Origin of the sequence: Shimia sediminis (assembly GCF_003990645.1) — a bacterium.
Classification (GTDB): domain Bacteria; phylum Pseudomonadota; class Alphaproteobacteria; order Rhodobacterales; family Rhodobacteraceae; genus Shimia; species Shimia sediminis.
The window spans coordinates 321,124-336,417 of sequence record NZ_RYZK01000002.1 but is presented as its reverse complement, the minus strand read 5'-3'; the positions used below and the strand labels follow the sequence as shown (position 1 = coordinate 336,417).

The following is a 15,294-nucleotide window of genomic DNA, read 5'->3' as shown; positions in this document are numbered from 1 at the left end:
TTCAGAAATTCAGGATAAAGAAACTGCGGAGCGCGCCCGGCAAGTATTCATAAAGCGCACCGCCGGGGATCTTCACGTCAAGGAAGGCCTTGAAAAACAGCACGACAGCGACGCCAAAGCCTACGGAAACCCACATCATGCGTTTGTTGTGGTAGCCCATGCGCCAGACCAGAAGGGGCATAAAGACCATGGTGACCGGCAGGTAGCCGATGATCGGCACGAGGATCACATAAAGAAGGAACCACAACACCCATTCGATGGCAAAGAACCACACCCGCCACTCGACCACATCGGCGCGCACAAATCTGCGCCGGGGGAGTTTCCAAAGGTGCAGGCCGCCGAAGATGACCATGCCGGTGATCGAGATCATCGGCCAAAAGCGGGGCTGGGCAAAGAACTTGGTGCGTTTCATCCACTTGGTCTGATCGCCGAGTTGCGAGAGCAAAAGCACGGCAGCCACAAGAAAGACGATGGCAAAAAGGATCTGGCCGCGTAGCGGGCCGGGGAAGCGTTTTTCTTCAAGCGAGCTCATGAGGGCCAGACTCCGGATACAGAACGGGCCGGGGGTATATGCACCTCCGGCCCGGATTTTGGGGTGCTGATTACTCGAGGATACCCGAGATCACTTCGCCGGTCGCCTTGTCTTTGGCGATGATCTCGGCCGAGGCCGCGGCATCCGCCCAGTAGACCTGAGCACCGGTTTCCTTGGCAATCGCCTGAGCACGGTCGCTCATCACGGTTTTCATGGCCACGGCGGCGATTTTCTCGCGAACGTCTGCCGGGGTGTCCTTGTGCACAAACAGACCGTTCCACAGCGCAATGTCGAGCGACGGGTCCAGCTCGCCAATCGTCGGGGCGTCCGGAGTCAGTGAAATGCGGTCACCGGTGATCGAGGCGAGAACCTTGACGCTGTCGAGGCAGGGCAGGATCAGCTGCAGGGTCGTGTTGATCACGTCCGCGTCACCCGAAGCCAGCGTGTTGCAGTCGAGCGCGTCAAACGCCGCGTCCGAGCCCCACTCGAAGCCGGCGTTCGCAGCATAGGCCAGCGTCACCTTGGTCGGGGTCAGAACCTGACCAAAGTGGCCCAGAGCAACGTCATTGGACTTGGCGTGCTCGGCCAGTTCCGCCATCGACGAATAGGGGGCGTCGCCCGAGGTGGCGATGACGAAAGGATATGTGAGGAAAATGCCGATGGGCTCGAACACTTCGTCAGCCAGCTCGTCAATGCCGATCTGGTGACCGATCACCGGCACTGCGGGCACGAAGGAACCGATGGTGTAGCCGTCCGCCGGTGCGGTGGCCACGTCAATGGCGCCAGGGAAGGGGCCACCGCCGCCACCGGGCTTGTTCACCACGGCTGCGGATACGCCATAAGCCGCCTGAAAGTCTTCGGCGATCATGCGGGTCAGAACGTCTTCGAGATCGCCCGGAGGCCACGGCACGATAAAGCTGACAGGTTTTTCCGGATACTCGGCCAGTGCGGCGCCGGACATCGCGGCCAAAGACAGGGCGAGCGTACTGCCCAGGATCATTTTCGATTTCATAATTTCTTTCTCCCTTAGAAACGGTCGGTTCATTAAATAAACCGAAGGTTCGAAAATAGATTGACAGGTTAAGTATATTTCTGTCAACACTTTTAACAGATGAGCGGTGAACCGATTGTCTGTTACGTCCAAATTTTTGATATCCAACCTGTGTAGGACCAATGGGAACCGTTACCAAAGCACTGTCATTGCTCAGTTATTTCTCGCGCTCGGCCCCTGAGATCGGGCTGAGTGAAATGACGCGGCTGTCAGGTCTGAACAAGGCGACGGTGTATCGCTTGATGACGGAATTGGCCGAGCAGGGATTCGTTGAACAGGTCGGAACCGGGCGGCAGTATCGGCTGGGTCCGATCTATCTGCGTCTTGCGGCGCTGCGCGAAGCGGCCGTTCCGACCCGTGAGGTGGCACAGAAAGTGCTGAAAGATCTGAGCGAGGCAACCGGCGAGACCGCCCATATGTCGGTATTGCAGGGGCAGGTTCTGTCGACCCTGGCCTATGTCTACAGCGTTCAGCATGGCACCCGTGTGACCATGGAAGATGCCCAGCAGATCAACTTTCACTCGACCAGTTCGGGGCAGGTGGTGCTGGCGTTTAACGGTGCGGACCTTGCTGATCGGGTGCTGTCAGAGCCGCTGGAAAAACGCACGCCACAAACCGAAACCAATCCCGACGTCATCCGACAGCAGGTGGCACAGGCGCGCCAACTTGGGCTTGCCGAGGTGGTCAGCGGGTTCGAGGAAGACGTGCATTCCCACGCTTGCCCGGTCTTTGACGCGCGCCAGTCCTGTTACGGCGCGGTGGCCGTGGCGGCGCCCGTGGCCCGCATGACGCCCGAGCTGCGCGGGATCATTCAACGCGAGGTCGCAGTGGCTTCGCTCCGCATGACGCGATTGCTCGGGGGGTTTGTCCCCGATGAATTCAAACAGAAATCCGAAGCTCTGCTGGCGACCCCGGCCGGAGCACAAAGTTGAAAGGCCCAAGACGATGAAAGACAGCAACTTCCTGAAAGAAAAAAACGCAAAATCCCTGTGGCATCCGATGGCGCATCCTGCGGATCATCTGGCCAACCCGCCGGTGATTGTAACCGGGGCGCAGGGCGTGCGGATTTCGGATGTGGACGGGCACGAGGTGGTCGACGGCGTCGGGGGTCTGTGGAACGTGAACCTTGGGTTTTCGTGTCAGCCGGTAAAGGATGCCATCGCCAAGCAGTTGGACGTGTTGCCCTACTACTCAATCTTCCGGGGCACCACCAATGACGCGATCATCGAGCTTTCGGAGGTGCTGCGGGAGTTCTATGCACCCGACGGGTTGAGCCGGGCGTTCTACACCTCGGGTGGATCGGATTCGGTGGAGTCCGCGCTGCGGCTGGCGCGGCAGTATCACAAGATCCGCGGCGAAGAAGGGCGGACCAAGTACCTGAGCCTGAAAAAGGGCTATCACGGCACGCACACGGGTGGCGCGTCGGTCAACGGCAATGCCAATTTCCGCACCATGTACGAGCCGCTGTTGCCGGGCTGTTTCCACATCCCCGCACCCTATACCTATCGCAACCCGTTCAATGAAACCGATCCGGAAAAGCTGGCGGGTCTGTGCCTTGAGGCGCTGGAGGCCGAGATCGCCTTTCAGGGGGCGAACACCATCGCGGCGATGATCATGGAGCCGATCCTTGGGGCCGGAGGTGTGATTCCGCCGCATGAGAGCTTTATGCCCGGCGTGCGGGAAATCTGTAGCAAAAACGGTATCTTGCTGATTGCTGACGAAGTTATCACGGCGTTCGGGCGCACCGGCAGCTGGACCGGATCGCGCCACTGGGGTGTGCAGCCCGACATGATGGCGACCGCCAAGGCGATCACCAATGGCTACTTCCCCTTTGGGGCCGTGATGATTGCCGACCACATGACCGAGACCTTTGAAAAGGATACCTCGGGCAAGGCGGCGATTGGTCATGGCTATACCTATTCCGGCCACCCGGTTGGCGCGGCAGCGGCGCTGGCCTGTGTCGCAGAAACCCTGCGGCTGAACGTCAAGGACAACGCCGCCGCGCGGGGTGCCGAGATGATGGCCGGGTTGCTGGCCTTGCAGGACAAGTACGAGCTGATTGGTGATGTGCGCGGCGGGCACGGGCTGATGAATGCCATTGAGCTGGTCAGTGATCGCGCGACCAAGGCGCCGATCGACAAGCAATCCATCGGCACCATTCATGAGGTCACCTATCAATCCGGCGCGATGGTGCGGGTCTCGGGCAATACCATCATCCTGTCTCCGCCGCTGGTTCTGACGAGTGACGATGTGCAGGTGATCCTGTCGTCGCTGGACGCCGGGTTTGCTGCGGTTTCGTAAAGGCAGCGTGCGGTGTGATTTGGCCGGTTCCGCGCGAATCGTGGGTTAAGGGCCAATAAAACAAGGCCGACCCGCGTTCGGTATAACGTCGGTATTACATCGGTATTGCGTCGGTGTCGTGCTGTCTGTTCAACACGCCCGCCCCGAGGTTAACGGGGCGGGCGTTGGTGTGTCTGGGGGTCGGTAAACAGGGCCTGAGCGGAACTTTGCCGTCGGGCCAGACCAGTCCGAGTGCCTGATCGGCGGCCAGAAAGGCCCGGACCGCCCTAAAAAACAAGGCCGTGCCGGGACGCGGGCCAGCCCATTAAAAGCATTGCGATTCCGGGCCCTTACGTCACCTTAATTGTTCTGGACCAAACATCTAAATACAATACATATTCAGGAATAAGAAACTTCCCAACTGTACCAGTTGGGTAAAAGGAAAGGACACACTTTGAAGAACAGTTTATTATTGGCAATGGGGCTGAGCCTTGTGGTTTCGGCGGCCGTGGCACAAGATATGGAACGACCAAACATCCTGGTCATCATGGCGGATGACGTGGGTTGGGCAAGCCTCGGGAGCTACCATGGCGGTGTCAAAAGCATTGAAACACCAAACCTGGATGCGCTGGCTGCGCAGGGCGCGCGGCTGACGGATTATTATGCCGAGCCCAGCTGCACCGCGGGCCGGTCCGCCTTTATGACCGGGCAGATGCCGATCCGGACCGGGATGCACACCGTTGGGCTGCCCGGCGATCCGGTTGGCCTGCACCCGGATGATCCGACGCTTCCGATGCTTTTGAAGTCCATGGGCTATACGACCGGCCAGTTTGGCAAGAACCACCTGGGGGACCTGAACCAGTTTCTGCCCACCGCAAAAGGTTTTGACGAGTATTGGGGCTGGCTTTATCACCTGAACGCCATGGAATACACGTCGGACCCGGATTGGCCCGATGATCCCGAGTTCGAGGCTGCCTTTGGTCCGCGCAACATCATCCACGCGTTTGCGACCGAAGAAGAGGACGAGACCGTCGATCCCCGTTGGGGCAAAGTGGGCAAGCAGCGCATTGTCGACGATGGTCCGGCCCCCCCGGAACGGCAGAAGACGCTCGACAATGAGGTCACAGCACACACCACGGATTTCATGTCGCGGGCCGTCGAGTCCGAGACGCCGTTCTTCGTTTGGATGGCACCGGCGCGGGCGCATGTGTGGACTCACCTCAGCCCTGAATACGAAGCGATGCTGGGCAATGGGCGCGGTCTTCAGGACGTGATCATGAAAGAGCTGGACGACAATGTCGGTAAGGTGCTGGCGCATCTTGATGCGCTGGGGGTGGCGGACAACACGATCGTTATGTTCACCTCGGACAATGGTCCCGAAACCATGACATGGCCTGACGGTGGCACCACGCCGTTTCACGGTGAAAAGGGCACGACCTGGGAGGGTGGCTTTCGGGTTCCCGCAATCATCCGCTGGCCGGGAAAGGTTGCCGAGGGGCAGGTGCTGAACGGTATTTTCAGCGGCATGGACTGGATGCCGACCTTTGTGGCAGCTGCGGGTGGCCCCGAGGATCTGCCAGCACAGCTGTTGGCAGGCTACGAAGGGTTCAAGGTGCACCTGGATGGGTACAACCAGTTGCCCTATCTGACCGGCGCGGCTGACAAGAGCAGCCGGAAAGAGCTGATCTATTACCAGGGCACGGACCTTCAGGCTGTGCGTTACAACGACTGGAAAGCGCATTTTGTTGTTCAGAACCACGGCTGGTCCGGCCCGAAAGAAGAGCTGACTGCGCCGCTTCTGTATAACCTGCGTCGCGATCCCTATGAGAAAGCGGCAGATGAAAGCGGCATGTATGTCCGTTGGATGGGCACCAAGATGTGGGCGTTTGGTCCTGCCGCGCGCCTAGTCCAGGGGCATCTGGCGACGTTCCAGGAGTTCCCGCCACGCGGCAAGGCGCTGACCAATCAGGCCCACGTGGAAGAGCAGGTGGCCTCGGAAGGCGGCGTGTCGCAATAGGGCGGATCGGGTAAGCTGGCGAGACGCCTTGCCCGTCGATAAAAAGACCAACGCCCGCCCCGGAGATCGGGCGGGCGTTGACGATTGGGGCACTCCGGGTAGGTCGGACAGATTGTCCGACCTACGGTGCCGGGGGCTGCCGCACGGAACAGAGCGGGCTGGGGTCGGGGGCAATTTGTCGCCGCTTTTTTGGTTGGAGCCGGGGCCCCTGATGCAGTAACCATCGCCGGGTGGCTCCTGTTGGGGCACACCAAGCAACAAGCGACTGGAGACAGGGCAGAATGACGATGTGTTTCAGACGCAGTTTTTTGGTGTTGGCAACGGTGGCCCTGGTCGCGGCATGCACCAATGTGACCACCTTATCGCGTGCAGACACGAACCCCCGCCAGCTCAAGCTGAACGATGTCAACGTGGACGCCAGTGGACTGGAGCTGGTGGCCGAGGGGCGCACCATCACAAAAACCCGCGCTGAGCTGGAACAGGACCTGGCTGACGCGATCAGGCGTATAGCCTCGGAGCGATCCGATCCGGACGGCGCCCCAGCAGATATCAACGTGACCGTCGACAAACTGTACCTCGTGCCGTTGGTTGAGCGGGCGGTGGCTGGAAACAGTTATGTGGAAAGCACGATCTCGGTCACCGATGCGGCAAGCGGCGCCATCATCGTCGCGCCGACAACCGTCAAAGGCAACGCGGACACGCTGCGGGCAATTGGCGCGTTGGGCGCTGTTGGCGCATTGCTGAATGCGGACGTTGAAACGGATTATCAGAATGCGATCAAGGGCTACGCGAAGTCTCTGATCGCGTCGTTGCAGGCTTCGGCGGCGAATTAGGCCACATTCGGTCGTCTGCCTGTCGCGGCTTCCACAACACAAAAAGCACACCCCAGTAGCCCGCGATGAGGGCGGTTTGCAGCCAATAGGGGGGTGGTGGATTGATCTTCGCTGTGGAGGTTGGTCAGGGTTGGCGACATGTTGACCGAGGACGGGCCAAGAACGGTCAGGGCAAGCACGATCAGCACCACTGGCACGGCGTCGCGTGATTTGGACTCGACATACCAGAGGCCGATATAGGCTATGGCGGCGAAAGAGATGATCTTGTCCTGATAGTCATGGAGCGGGGTGTTGTAGTAGACGAACAAAATCGGCCATTTGAGGCCAAAGAAATGGGCCAGGGCCATACAAGTGAAAAAGGCGCAACCTGCGAGAAGGGCGAGCCGGGTCAACAAAGAGCTCAAGCGCTTTTCCTATGAGTTGGGGTTGAGGAATGATGTGGACGAGGCCGTTTGGCACGCCGCTGGATTTTCGCTCAATGTTTTGGCTGGAACCGATTGCTCGACCTATGAAACTTTGTTTGGGCGGTTTTAGGTTTCTTGAACTTGTACCACACATTGTCATATTGGGCGAATGATAAAGGTACTCAGTAAAGCCCTATTCTTGGTATTGTTCTCGCTACCTCTATGGTCGCGGCTATTGCCAGAAGAGATGGTGAGCTCCCATGCGCCATGGCCAATGTTGATGATCTTCTACGGCCTTTTTGGATTTGCCGGATTGATCGCCTATGGCCGCAGAAAAAGTTTGGAGCGCAACAATGAGCCGGAGAAATAAACACAGGTTGTGGCAATGACTTCGCTTGGAGGTCAGGGCTGAGGGACGATCAGCACCAATCCGTCCAATGCATCGCTGGCTTCGATTTGGCAGGACAGGCGCGAGGCGTCGGTGCGCTCGGCTTCGGCAACATCCAGCATGGCGTCTTCGAAATCATCCGCGGTGCCGGTTTTGCCAACCCAGGGCGCATCGACATAGACGTGGCAGGTGGCGCAGCTGAGGCAGCCGCCGCATTCACCGATCACGCCGGGGACATTGTTGTCGACGGCGGCCTGCATCATGTTGGTACCATTGGCGATGTCCGCGGTGATTTCGCTGCCGTCGGCAAGTTTCCAGGTGGCTTTCATGGGGGGCTCCTTGGGTGTGAGGGGGCGGGCAAAACCTTCTAGAAGGTTTTGCTGGGTGCAGGATTTTCTAGAAAATCCTGTCTGCCGGTTTGGGAGGGATCAGACGAAGTAGACGTAGAAGTCGCGCAGGGCGTCGCCTTCGAGGTCCTTGGTTTTCTTGACCTCTTTTTCCTTCATGAAGATATGGTTGTCGACGAGCAGACGCCCGATGGAGTCGCCCAGAACCGTGTCGGCCTTGAGGTCGGCCACGGCGCCTTTGAGGTCCATGGCGCAGCTTTCCTTGGCGTCGTTCTTGTCAAACCCGTCACCGGTTTCAATCGGTTGCAGCGGGTAGTTGTTTTCGACACCAAGCAGCGAGGCGTTCAGGACAGCGGCGACGGCGGTGTAGGGGTTGGCGGTACCGTCGGCCATGCGATGTTCAAGCCGCGATTTTGGCCCGCCTTCGGAGCTGATACGGGTGGTCACGTTGCGGTGGTCGCCGCCCCAGTTTTTCCAGAACCCGCTCAAGGACCCCGGTTGCAGACGTTGGTAGCTGTTGGCGGTTGGCGCGATCAGACCAGCGAGACCCTTGTGGTGGTGCAGAAGGCCCGCGAGGCACCCTTTGGACAGGTCATTGATCGTGTCCGGGTGATTGCGTTCGCCGGAAGAGAGCGCGTTGCCGCCGGAGACATCCGAGAAGGAAAAGTTGATGTGCATGCCCGAGCCGCCGGCTTCGGCGATGGGTTTGGGCATGAAGGACAGAACAATGCCGTGTTCCAGCGCGATTTCCTTGGCCATCAGTCGGAACAGCACGATGTCATCAACGGCCTGCACGGCATTGTCAAAGGTCAGGGTGTATTCGAACTGGGGCGCGTCAAACTCGGCGGTGATCATGTCGAGGCGGAAACCCAGCTCGTCCGCTTTTTCCCAGATCGCATCGTTGAACCGCATGGGGTCGGTCATGGGGCCGGTGCCGTAGACCACCGCGCCCGGCGTGTCGTAGGGGCGCAGGTTGCCGTCGCTGTCCGCCTGCAGAGCAAAGGCTTCGAGTTCGATGCCAACCTTGGGCGTCAGGCCCTTGGCCTCCCACTTGGCCACGGCGCGTTTCAGGGTGCCACGGGGGCAGAGTTCCAGCGGGACACTTGCGTCGTCATAGAGGTCGCCCAGCACGATCTTGGTGTGGGGATCCCAGCTGTCGCGGATGTCGTCGTGTTTCCAGCGCAGCTCCATATCCGGCAGGCCCTGCATCATCATCGCACCGGGGGCGGGCAAGAGGTCTTTGTCGTAATGCACGCCAAAGGTGGAACGGCAAAAGCGGGTCTCACTGTCGGCCAGTTTTGAGCCGGGCAGGTATTTGCCCCGCATGATCGACAGGTGGTCACAGAATACGGCGCGCAGGCGGTCTCTCATCTCTGGTCTCCGTTATTGCAGTTGGACGCGGACGGGGAGTTCCTTGATCCCGCCGACAAAGTTGGAGCGCAGGAATTTGTGCTCACCGTTAGGTTCTATCTTTTTGAGCCGTTTGCATAGCTCCTGGAACAGGACACGCACTTCGAGGCGCGCGAGCCACATGCCAAGGCAGACGTGCGGCCCGGACTGGCCAAAGGACATGTGTTTGTTTGGAGACCGCATCAGATCGACCCGGAAGGGGTCGTCAAAAACGGCGTCGTCGCGGTTGGCTGAGGACCACCAGAACAGCGCCTTGTCGCCCTCTTTCATCTGACGCCCATGGGCTTCGAAATCTTGCGTGAGTGTGCGACGGAAGTAGAGTGCGGGCGTGGCCCAGCGGATGATTTCATCCGGCGCCAGTTCCCAAAGATCATCGCCGCCTTGCTGCATCTGGGTCAGGAGTTCCGGCTGATGCGCCATGGCCTGAATACCCGCTGCGATGGAATAGCGGGTGGTGTCGTTACCGGCGGCGACCAAAAGGCAGAAGAAGTTGCGGAACTCTTCTTCGGAGATCACGTTGTCCTCTTTGTCGGGTTGCAGGATCAGGTGCAGCACGCCGTCGGTGTCGCCGGTGGCGTTTTTGTGAGCCATCAGTTCCTTGGCATATTGGAACAGCTCGGCGCCTGCGGGCGAGTTGAAGGGCATCATGCGGAATTCATCGGTGGTCATCTTGTCGAGGACATGGTCGGTGAAATCCGGATCGGTGTTGGCAATCAGCGCGTCGCCTTTTTCGACCAGCCAGGGCAGGTCTTTTTCCGGGGTGCCGAGGATACGGCCCAGCATCAGCATGGGCAACTGGCGGGCGATGACTTTGGTGGCGTCAAACTCGGTTTCCGACAGCGCCACGTCGAGGATCTGGTTCGAGAGGTCGCGAAGGTCCTGTTCAAAGCCTGCCACCACGGGTTTCGAGAAGGCCTTGGCCACCTTGATACGGGTCAGCATATGCTCGGGCGGGTCGATTTCCTGAAAGGTGCGCCGCGCGAGGTATTCCTCGTAAGACTGATCTTCCATGCGGATGCCGCGAGCGGAGGAGAAGACCGCAAAGTTGCGGTTCATCTCGGTGATGTCCTGATGGCGGGTGATGGACCAGAAGCCTTCGCCCTGATCCCAGTCGGTCCAGCTGACCGGGTCTTCGTCGCGCAGGCGTTTGAAGGTGTTGTGCGGTGCTCCGGTCGCGAAAGTGTCGTGGCTGGTCAGATCGGCGTGGCCGTCGTCGGTGGGTGTCCAGACAGTCATTTGAGGCCGCCTCCCTTGCTGGCTTGTTTACTTGCTTTGTTATGTATATATATGGAAGTTATAAATATGCAAAACGAAAAATGCGCGGACGACTGTAATGAAACTTGCGATCCTGATGACCAACACGGATGAGAGCGATTTTGCCAATGCCCGGCCCAAGGACGGGGAGAAGTTCACGGTACTGGTGCAGGAGCAGCGGCCCGATTGGAACTGTGCGGTGTTTTCTGTGAAGGATGGGGAATTTCCCGTGGATGTTCAGGCCTTTGATGGCGTGATAATCACCGGCAGCCCGGCGTCGGTGCATGATGATGAGGCTTGGGTGAGTCGGCTGTTTGAGCTGATCCGCGAGATGGATGCGGCGGAGGTGCCGGTGTTTGGGGCCTGTTTCGGGCATCAGGCGATTGCCATGGCGCTGGGCGGGTCTGTCGGGCGCAACCCCGAAGGTTGGGTGCATGGGTTTGCCATGACCGATTCGGTCGGGGAGCTGCCGTTTGGAGATCGGCCCGCGCAGGTGGGGCTCTATGCCAGCCACATTGAGCAGGTGGCGGAGGTGCCCGAGGGGGCAGAGGTTGTGGCCTCGGGGCCGGGCTGTCCGGTCGGGGGTTATATGAAGGGGCGGCATATCTTTACGACGCAGTATCATCCGGAGATGACGGATGGGTTTATCGCGGACCTTGTGGAGTTTACGGCGGAATATGTGGGCGATGAAGTCACGGCAGAAGCACGGGAGTCGTTGAAGCACAGGGCTGACCGGGACGCGTTTGGGCGGCAGATTGTTGAGTTTTTTGAGTGGGCGCGGGAAGGCAAATCTTTCTAGAAAGATTTGCAGAGGGGAGAATTTTCTAGAAAATTCTCTTAACTGGGCTTGGGGAGGGGCTCTGCCCCTCTGGGCCGTTGGCCCATTCACCCCGGAGTGTTTTTGGCAAGATGAAGCAGGGGGACGCTTGCTTAGTCGTCGTACCCTGTCTCTAAGACGTGCGAGATAACTTCGGCCAGAAGCGCCCAGTCATTGTCCTTCATAATCAAGTGCGGCATGCCGAGGCCCCGTCTTACCGTTCTGAGCTGCCCGTTTTCCTTCCAGATTCTGATCCTATCGCCTGGCAGAAGTTCGTTTTCGGCATTTTTAGGATCAAAGAAGTCCACAATGCGTTGAGCGGTTTCCAGCTGCAGTCCAATGATGTGACTTTCGGCACCCCCAATCGCGAGGAGCAATGAGGTGTTCTGGCTGCGGCAACGGAAGATGGATAGTTTCGAATTCACTTGGTAGACAGTGGCGGGTTGATACCGCCACCAGACGAGTTTCGTGAACCAACCAACAGGCTTGGAATTTCCAGGCGCTGTTTCGTCAGATATCGTGAGTATGGGTTTTCCGGCAAGCGTGCGGGTGCCTTCAACTCAACACCGCCAGCAAATCCATTGCTGTTACTTGGTCGAACTGCACGTGGCGGGCCATGCGGTGTTCGGCGGCCTCGGCGTTGCGGGCGGTGATCAGCGTGGCGATCTCGCGGTGGTCTTTGGCGCTGTCGGCGATGGCACCGACGTATTGATAGCGGGCGCGGTAGTAGGCCATGAGTTTGCGGGCGTTGGTCTTGATCATCTCCAGGAGGAACGGGTTGCCTGCGGCGATGGCGATGATGCGGTGAAAGTCGAGGTTCAACTGGTAGTAGCCGTCGGGGTCGGCGTCGCCTTTGGTGGCGGCGTGGTGCTCGCAGGCCTGTACGATGCGTTCCAGTTCCTTGGCGTGATCGGCTGAAAGGCGGCGGGCGGCGAGGCCGGCGGCCTGACCTTCGAGTTTGGCGTGGACTTCGAGGATTGCCAGGAACTCTTCGAGCGTGGGTTTGAAGACCACGGCGCCCTTGCGTGGCTGGCGGGTAATGAGGCCTGCGGTTTCCAGTTGGATCATGGCTTCGCGCAGAGGTGTACGCGACACGCCGAGGCGCTGGGCCAGCGCGGTTTCGTCAATCCCGTCGCCGGGATTGAGCGTGCCGTTTTCGATGTCGCCGAGGATGGCGTCGATGATGGTATCGGTTTGGCCTGCCATGCGCTCTTTATCCGCCGCGGGGCGGGTTAGAGCAAGCCCTTGGCGTCGGTGGCAAGTTTGCGGATCGCCTTGGCGAAGATCACCGTGTCGATGCCGACGGCCACGAATGTTGCGCCCATGTTGAGGTATTTCTGCGCCGAGCCGAGGTCCTGCACGAGGATGCCTGCGGCCTTGTCGCTGGCGGCGATCTTTTTGATCGTGGCGGCGATGGCCTCTTGCACTTCGGGCGCGCCTGCGTTGCCGGGATAGCCCATGTCGGCAGAAAGGTCGGCGGGGCCGATGAAGACACCGTCAACACCATCGACGGTGAGGATATCGTCGAGATTTTCGAGGGCGGCGCGGCTTTCGGCCTGGACCAGCAGGCAGACCTGATCATTGGCGGTGGCGACATAGTCGGCGATCTTGCCGAAGTGCGAGGCGCGGCCACCGCTGGCGCCCATGCCGCGGATGCCTTGAGGCGGATAGCGCATGGCGCTGGCCATTTCGGTTGCGTGTTCGGCGGTGTCGACCATGGGCACCAGAATGGTTTGCGCGCCTGCATCCAGCACTTGTTTGAGGATCCAAGCCTCGCCAAAGGGGACGCGCACGACGGCATGGGACGGGGTGGGCTCCACCACCATCAAATGATCCCGCAAAGAGCGCAGATCGTTCGGGGCGTGTTCGCTGTCGATCACCAGCCAGTCGAAGCCGGCCGTGGTGATCAGCTCGGTCATTGAGGCCTCGGCCGAGGTGACCCAGAGGCCGATCTGGGGTTGTTTTTCGGCGAGGGCGGCCTTGAACGGGTTGTGTGGTGCGGGCATGGCTGTGTCTTTCCTATGGTGTCCGGCGCATGAAATCGCCGGACCATGCGTTTGCCAGAGGGTCAGGGGGCGATGATCGGCTGCGCCTTGAGGTCGCTGTCGCGGGTTTCGGCGCCTTCGAAGGTGGAGCCATGCTCGAACCAGCTGCGCGGGGCGGCGGCGCCCCAGAGGGTTTGGCGCTGCGGGTCCTTGAGGTTCCATTTGATCGGCTCAAGGTCGGGATCGACGGTTTGGTAATCCGAGCAGTAGATTTCGATCCGGTGGCCGTCGGGGTCGAGAACATAAAGGAAGAAGGCGTTAGAGATGCCGTGGCGGCCGGGGCCGCGTTCGATGTTGTCGACCCAGCCGGTGGTGGCCATCAGGTCGAGGAGGTCGATGATGTTCAAAGGCGTCGGCACCCAGAAGGCCGTGTGGTGCAGGCGGGGGCCGTGGCCATTGGTAAAGGCCACGTCATGCACGCCGCCCTTGCGGTGCATCCACGCCGCCCAGACGCGACCGGTCTCGGCGTCTTCGGTGTATTCGGTCGTGCGGAAGCCCATGTCGTTGTAAAAGGCGACGCTGGCGTCGACGTCTGCCGAGAACATGTTGAAATGGTCGATGCGCAGGGGTTTGACGCCGTTGTAGAGCCTGTATTCCTGATGAATCGGAGCGAGGCGGTCCATTTTTACGTAGAATTCCAGCGGTATGCCCCAGGGATCACGGGTGCGCAGGGTACGGCCCATATGGGGTTTCTCGACCCATTCAACGGGCAGGTCACGGGCGGCAAACCAGTCTGCGGCTTTGTCCAGATCAGGCTCGTCATAGAGTTTGAACCCAAGGACACCGACGTCGGCTTTGTCCGCTTTGACCAATGAAATGCAGTGGTGGCCGCGTTCTTCCATGGCGCGCAGGTAGATGTGGGTATCGTCTTCGTAAGTGACCTGAAGACCCAGCGTGTCGACGTAGAAAGCCCGGCTGCGGGCGAGGTCAGTCACGCGGTATTCCACATGGCTAAGCCGCACGATGTTGAAGTCAGGATACAGGTTCGGGGCAGGGACTGGCATGGTCGGCACTCCTCTGGTTCGCGCTGAATTTAGATAACATGTTAATCAAAATTTGTAACTAGTGCAAGGGGAATTGAAGACATTGGCCCGCCTGAACACGCGGTAGCGTTGGGACCTCGGTCTCGGTTGCTTTGGAGAATGTGCTTGCCGGAGGGGTCTTGGCAAAAACGTTTGGGAGCTTTGGCCTTCGCTAGGAGGCAGAGTCTGCCAAGAGGGACAAAACTGCCATAGGTCGATTGCAAATCTCTTTCCGATATGGCCTCAATGAAATCAGTAGCACTAGGTAAAATTTGTTCCCTTCCACCAACCGCAAAGGACGCGATGTACCTTTCGTCAATCAAAGACATGTACGCGAAACGCTACGCTTCAGAATTTGGCGAACCCAGAGGATGTTCGGAGCGTGATGTAAAGGCGTTGGAACAGGATTTAGGGCAGCGTCTTCCAGAAGCGTACCGCGAATACTTGCTTTGGATGGGCAATGATATGCATGGCCGATTGAAAGGAAGTGATTGGTTTATTAGCGATGTTCGGGAAAATACGGTAGCACTTCCTGAACTGCTCTCCGAAAATGATGTAACTACTGATAAACTCGACGACCTGTTTTGCTTTTTTATGCATCAAGGATACATGGCGGCGTGGTTTAACTTGTCCCAGACTGCTGACGACCCCGAATGCTTCTTTTTCTCTGAAGGAAATGATGCGGAGGAAATTGACGGGCCAAAGGTGTTTTCGGAGTTTCTGAAAGTAGAGCTAGGCCTGTAAGTTCCCAAGTTTCGTATCAGGCTTTGAAGTAGCTATTTTGGGCTCAAACCGGTCCTTGGGCGGTTCGTTTTCGTTTCGGCACGGGGCGATGCCTTGCGTCCCAAACCAAAAAAGGGCGGCCTCATCGAGACCGCCCTGTTCTTTTTGCTG

Annotated in this window: 17 protein-coding genes; 8 read left to right on the top strand and 9 right to left on the bottom strand. The window is 59.0% G+C overall.

What is annotated here, in order from left to right; genetic code table 11:
- Position 1 precedes the first annotated feature (1 nt).
- Both EK369_RS06115 and EK369_RS06110 read right to left on the bottom strand, forming a co-directional pair.
- The gene (locus EK369_RS06115; RefSeq protein WP_127112815.1) at positions 2-532 is read right to left on the bottom strand and encodes a tripartite tricarboxylate transporter TctB family protein; all 531 of its coding nucleotides are present in this window, start codon (positions 530-532) and stop codon (positions 2-4) included.
- Between the two features lie 70 nt (positions 533-602).
- Positions 603-1,544, bottom strand: a complete 942-nt coding sequence (locus EK369_RS06110) for a tripartite tricarboxylate transporter substrate-binding protein (RefSeq protein ID WP_127112814.1) — start codon at positions 1,542-1,544, stop codon at positions 603-605.
- A gap of 161 nt (positions 1,545-1,705) precedes the next feature.
- Between EK369_RS06110 and EK369_RS06105 the strand changes: the two genes are divergently transcribed.
- The 4 genes from EK369_RS06105 (at position 1,706) to EK369_RS06090 (ending at position 6,713) form a co-directional block, all read left to right on the top strand.
- On the top strand, positions 1,706-2,515 hold the full coding sequence (locus tag EK369_RS06105; RefSeq protein WP_127112813.1) for an IclR family transcriptional regulator: 810 nt from the start codon (positions 1,706-1,708) through the stop codon (positions 2,513-2,515).
- 13 nt (positions 2,516-2,528) lie between these two features.
- Complete coding sequence (locus tag EK369_RS06100) at positions 2,529-3,884, top strand: aminotransferase class III-fold pyridoxal phosphate-dependent enzyme (protein WP_127112812.1); 1,356 nt, start codon at positions 2,529-2,531, stop codon at positions 3,882-3,884.
- Between the two features lie 457 nt (positions 3,885-4,341).
- Positions 4,342-5,880 carry an arylsulfatase gene (locus EK369_RS06095; protein ID WP_127112811.1) on the top strand — a complete coding sequence of 513 codons (1,539 nt, stop codon included), beginning with the start codon at positions 4,342-4,344 and terminating at the stop codon, positions 5,878-5,880.
- Positions 5,881-6,230: 350 nt separating this feature from the next.
- Complete coding sequence (locus EK369_RS06090; RefSeq protein ID WP_127112810.1) at positions 6,231-6,713, top strand: hypothetical protein; 483 nt, start codon at positions 6,231-6,233, stop codon at positions 6,711-6,713.
- Here the strand turns inward: EK369_RS06090 and EK369_RS06085 are convergent.
- Positions 6,710-7,117, bottom strand: coding sequence for a hypothetical protein (locus EK369_RS06085; RefSeq protein ID WP_127112809.1), 408 nt, complete (start codon positions 7,115-7,117; stop codon positions 6,710-6,712). The two genes, EK369_RS06090 and EK369_RS06085, sit on opposite strands and share 4 nt — an antisense overlap.
- A gap of 169 nt (positions 7,118-7,286) precedes the next feature.
- Between EK369_RS06085 and EK369_RS21975 the strand changes: the two genes are divergently transcribed.
- A complete protein-coding gene (locus EK369_RS21975; RefSeq protein WP_206198041.1) occupies positions 7,287-7,487 on the top strand; it encodes a hypothetical protein in 201 nt (66 codons plus the stop codon).
- Between the two features lie 32 nt (positions 7,488-7,519).
- On the opposite strand, the gene EK369_RS06080 is transcribed toward EK369_RS21975, so the two are convergent.
- The 3 genes from EK369_RS06080 to EK369_RS06070 form a co-directional block, all read right to left on the bottom strand.
- Complete coding sequence (locus tag EK369_RS06080) at positions 7,520-7,834, bottom strand: 2Fe-2S iron-sulfur cluster-binding protein (RefSeq protein ID WP_127112808.1); 315 nt, start codon at positions 7,832-7,834, stop codon at positions 7,520-7,522.
- Positions 7,835-7,933: 99 nt separating this feature from the next.
- Positions 7,934-9,223, bottom strand: a complete 1,290-nt coding sequence (locus EK369_RS06075; RefSeq protein ID WP_127112807.1) for a type I glutamate--ammonia ligase — start codon at positions 9,221-9,223, stop codon at positions 7,934-7,936.
- Positions 9,224-9,235: 12 nt separating this feature from the next.
- On the bottom strand, positions 9,236-10,498 hold the full coding sequence (locus EK369_RS06070; RefSeq protein WP_127112806.1) for a cytochrome P450: 1,263 nt from the start codon (positions 10,496-10,498) through the stop codon (positions 9,236-9,238).
- Between the two features lie 97 nt (positions 10,499-10,595).
- Here EK369_RS06070 and EK369_RS06065 point away from each other — a divergent pair, with 97 nt between their 5' ends.
- Positions 10,596-11,315, top strand: a complete 720-nt coding sequence (locus EK369_RS06065; RefSeq protein ID WP_127112805.1) for a type 1 glutamine amidotransferase — start codon at positions 10,596-10,598, stop codon at positions 11,313-11,315.
- Between the two features lie 158 nt (positions 11,316-11,473).
- On the top strand, positions 11,474-11,713 hold the full coding sequence (locus EK369_RS06060) for a hypothetical protein (protein ID WP_127112804.1): 240 nt from the start codon (positions 11,474-11,476) through the stop codon (positions 11,711-11,713).
- A gap of 175 nt (positions 11,714-11,888) precedes the next feature.
- On the opposite strand, the gene EK369_RS06055 is transcribed toward EK369_RS06060, so the two are convergent.
- The 3 genes from EK369_RS06055 to hpaD all read right to left on the bottom strand — a co-directional run bounded on the left by EK369_RS06055 (position 11,889) and on the right by hpaD (position 14,382).
- The gene (locus tag EK369_RS06055; protein WP_127112803.1) at positions 11,889-12,539 is read right to left on the bottom strand and encodes a GntR family transcriptional regulator; all 651 of its coding nucleotides are present in this window, start codon (positions 12,537-12,539) and stop codon (positions 11,889-11,891) included.
- 26 nt (positions 12,540-12,565) lie between these two features.
- On the bottom strand, positions 12,566-13,339 hold the full coding sequence (locus EK369_RS06050; protein WP_127112802.1) for an HpcH/HpaI aldolase family protein: 774 nt from the start codon (positions 13,337-13,339) through the stop codon (positions 12,566-12,568).
- A 62-nt stretch (positions 13,340-13,401) separates the two neighbouring features.
- Positions 13,402-14,382: a 3,4-dihydroxyphenylacetate 2,3-dioxygenase gene (gene hpaD, locus EK369_RS06045; RefSeq protein WP_127112801.1), complete on the bottom strand. Its 981-nt coding sequence runs from the start codon at positions 14,380-14,382 to the stop codon at positions 13,402-13,404.
- Positions 14,383-14,646: 264 nt separating this feature from the next.
- Between hpaD and EK369_RS06040 the strand changes: the two genes are divergently transcribed.
- Positions 14,647-15,144 carry an SMI1/KNR4 family protein gene (locus EK369_RS06040; protein ID WP_164726900.1) on the top strand — a complete coding sequence of 166 codons (498 nt, stop codon included), beginning with the start codon at positions 14,647-14,649 and terminating at the stop codon, positions 15,142-15,144.
- Positions 15,145-15,294 lie beyond the last annotated feature (150 nt).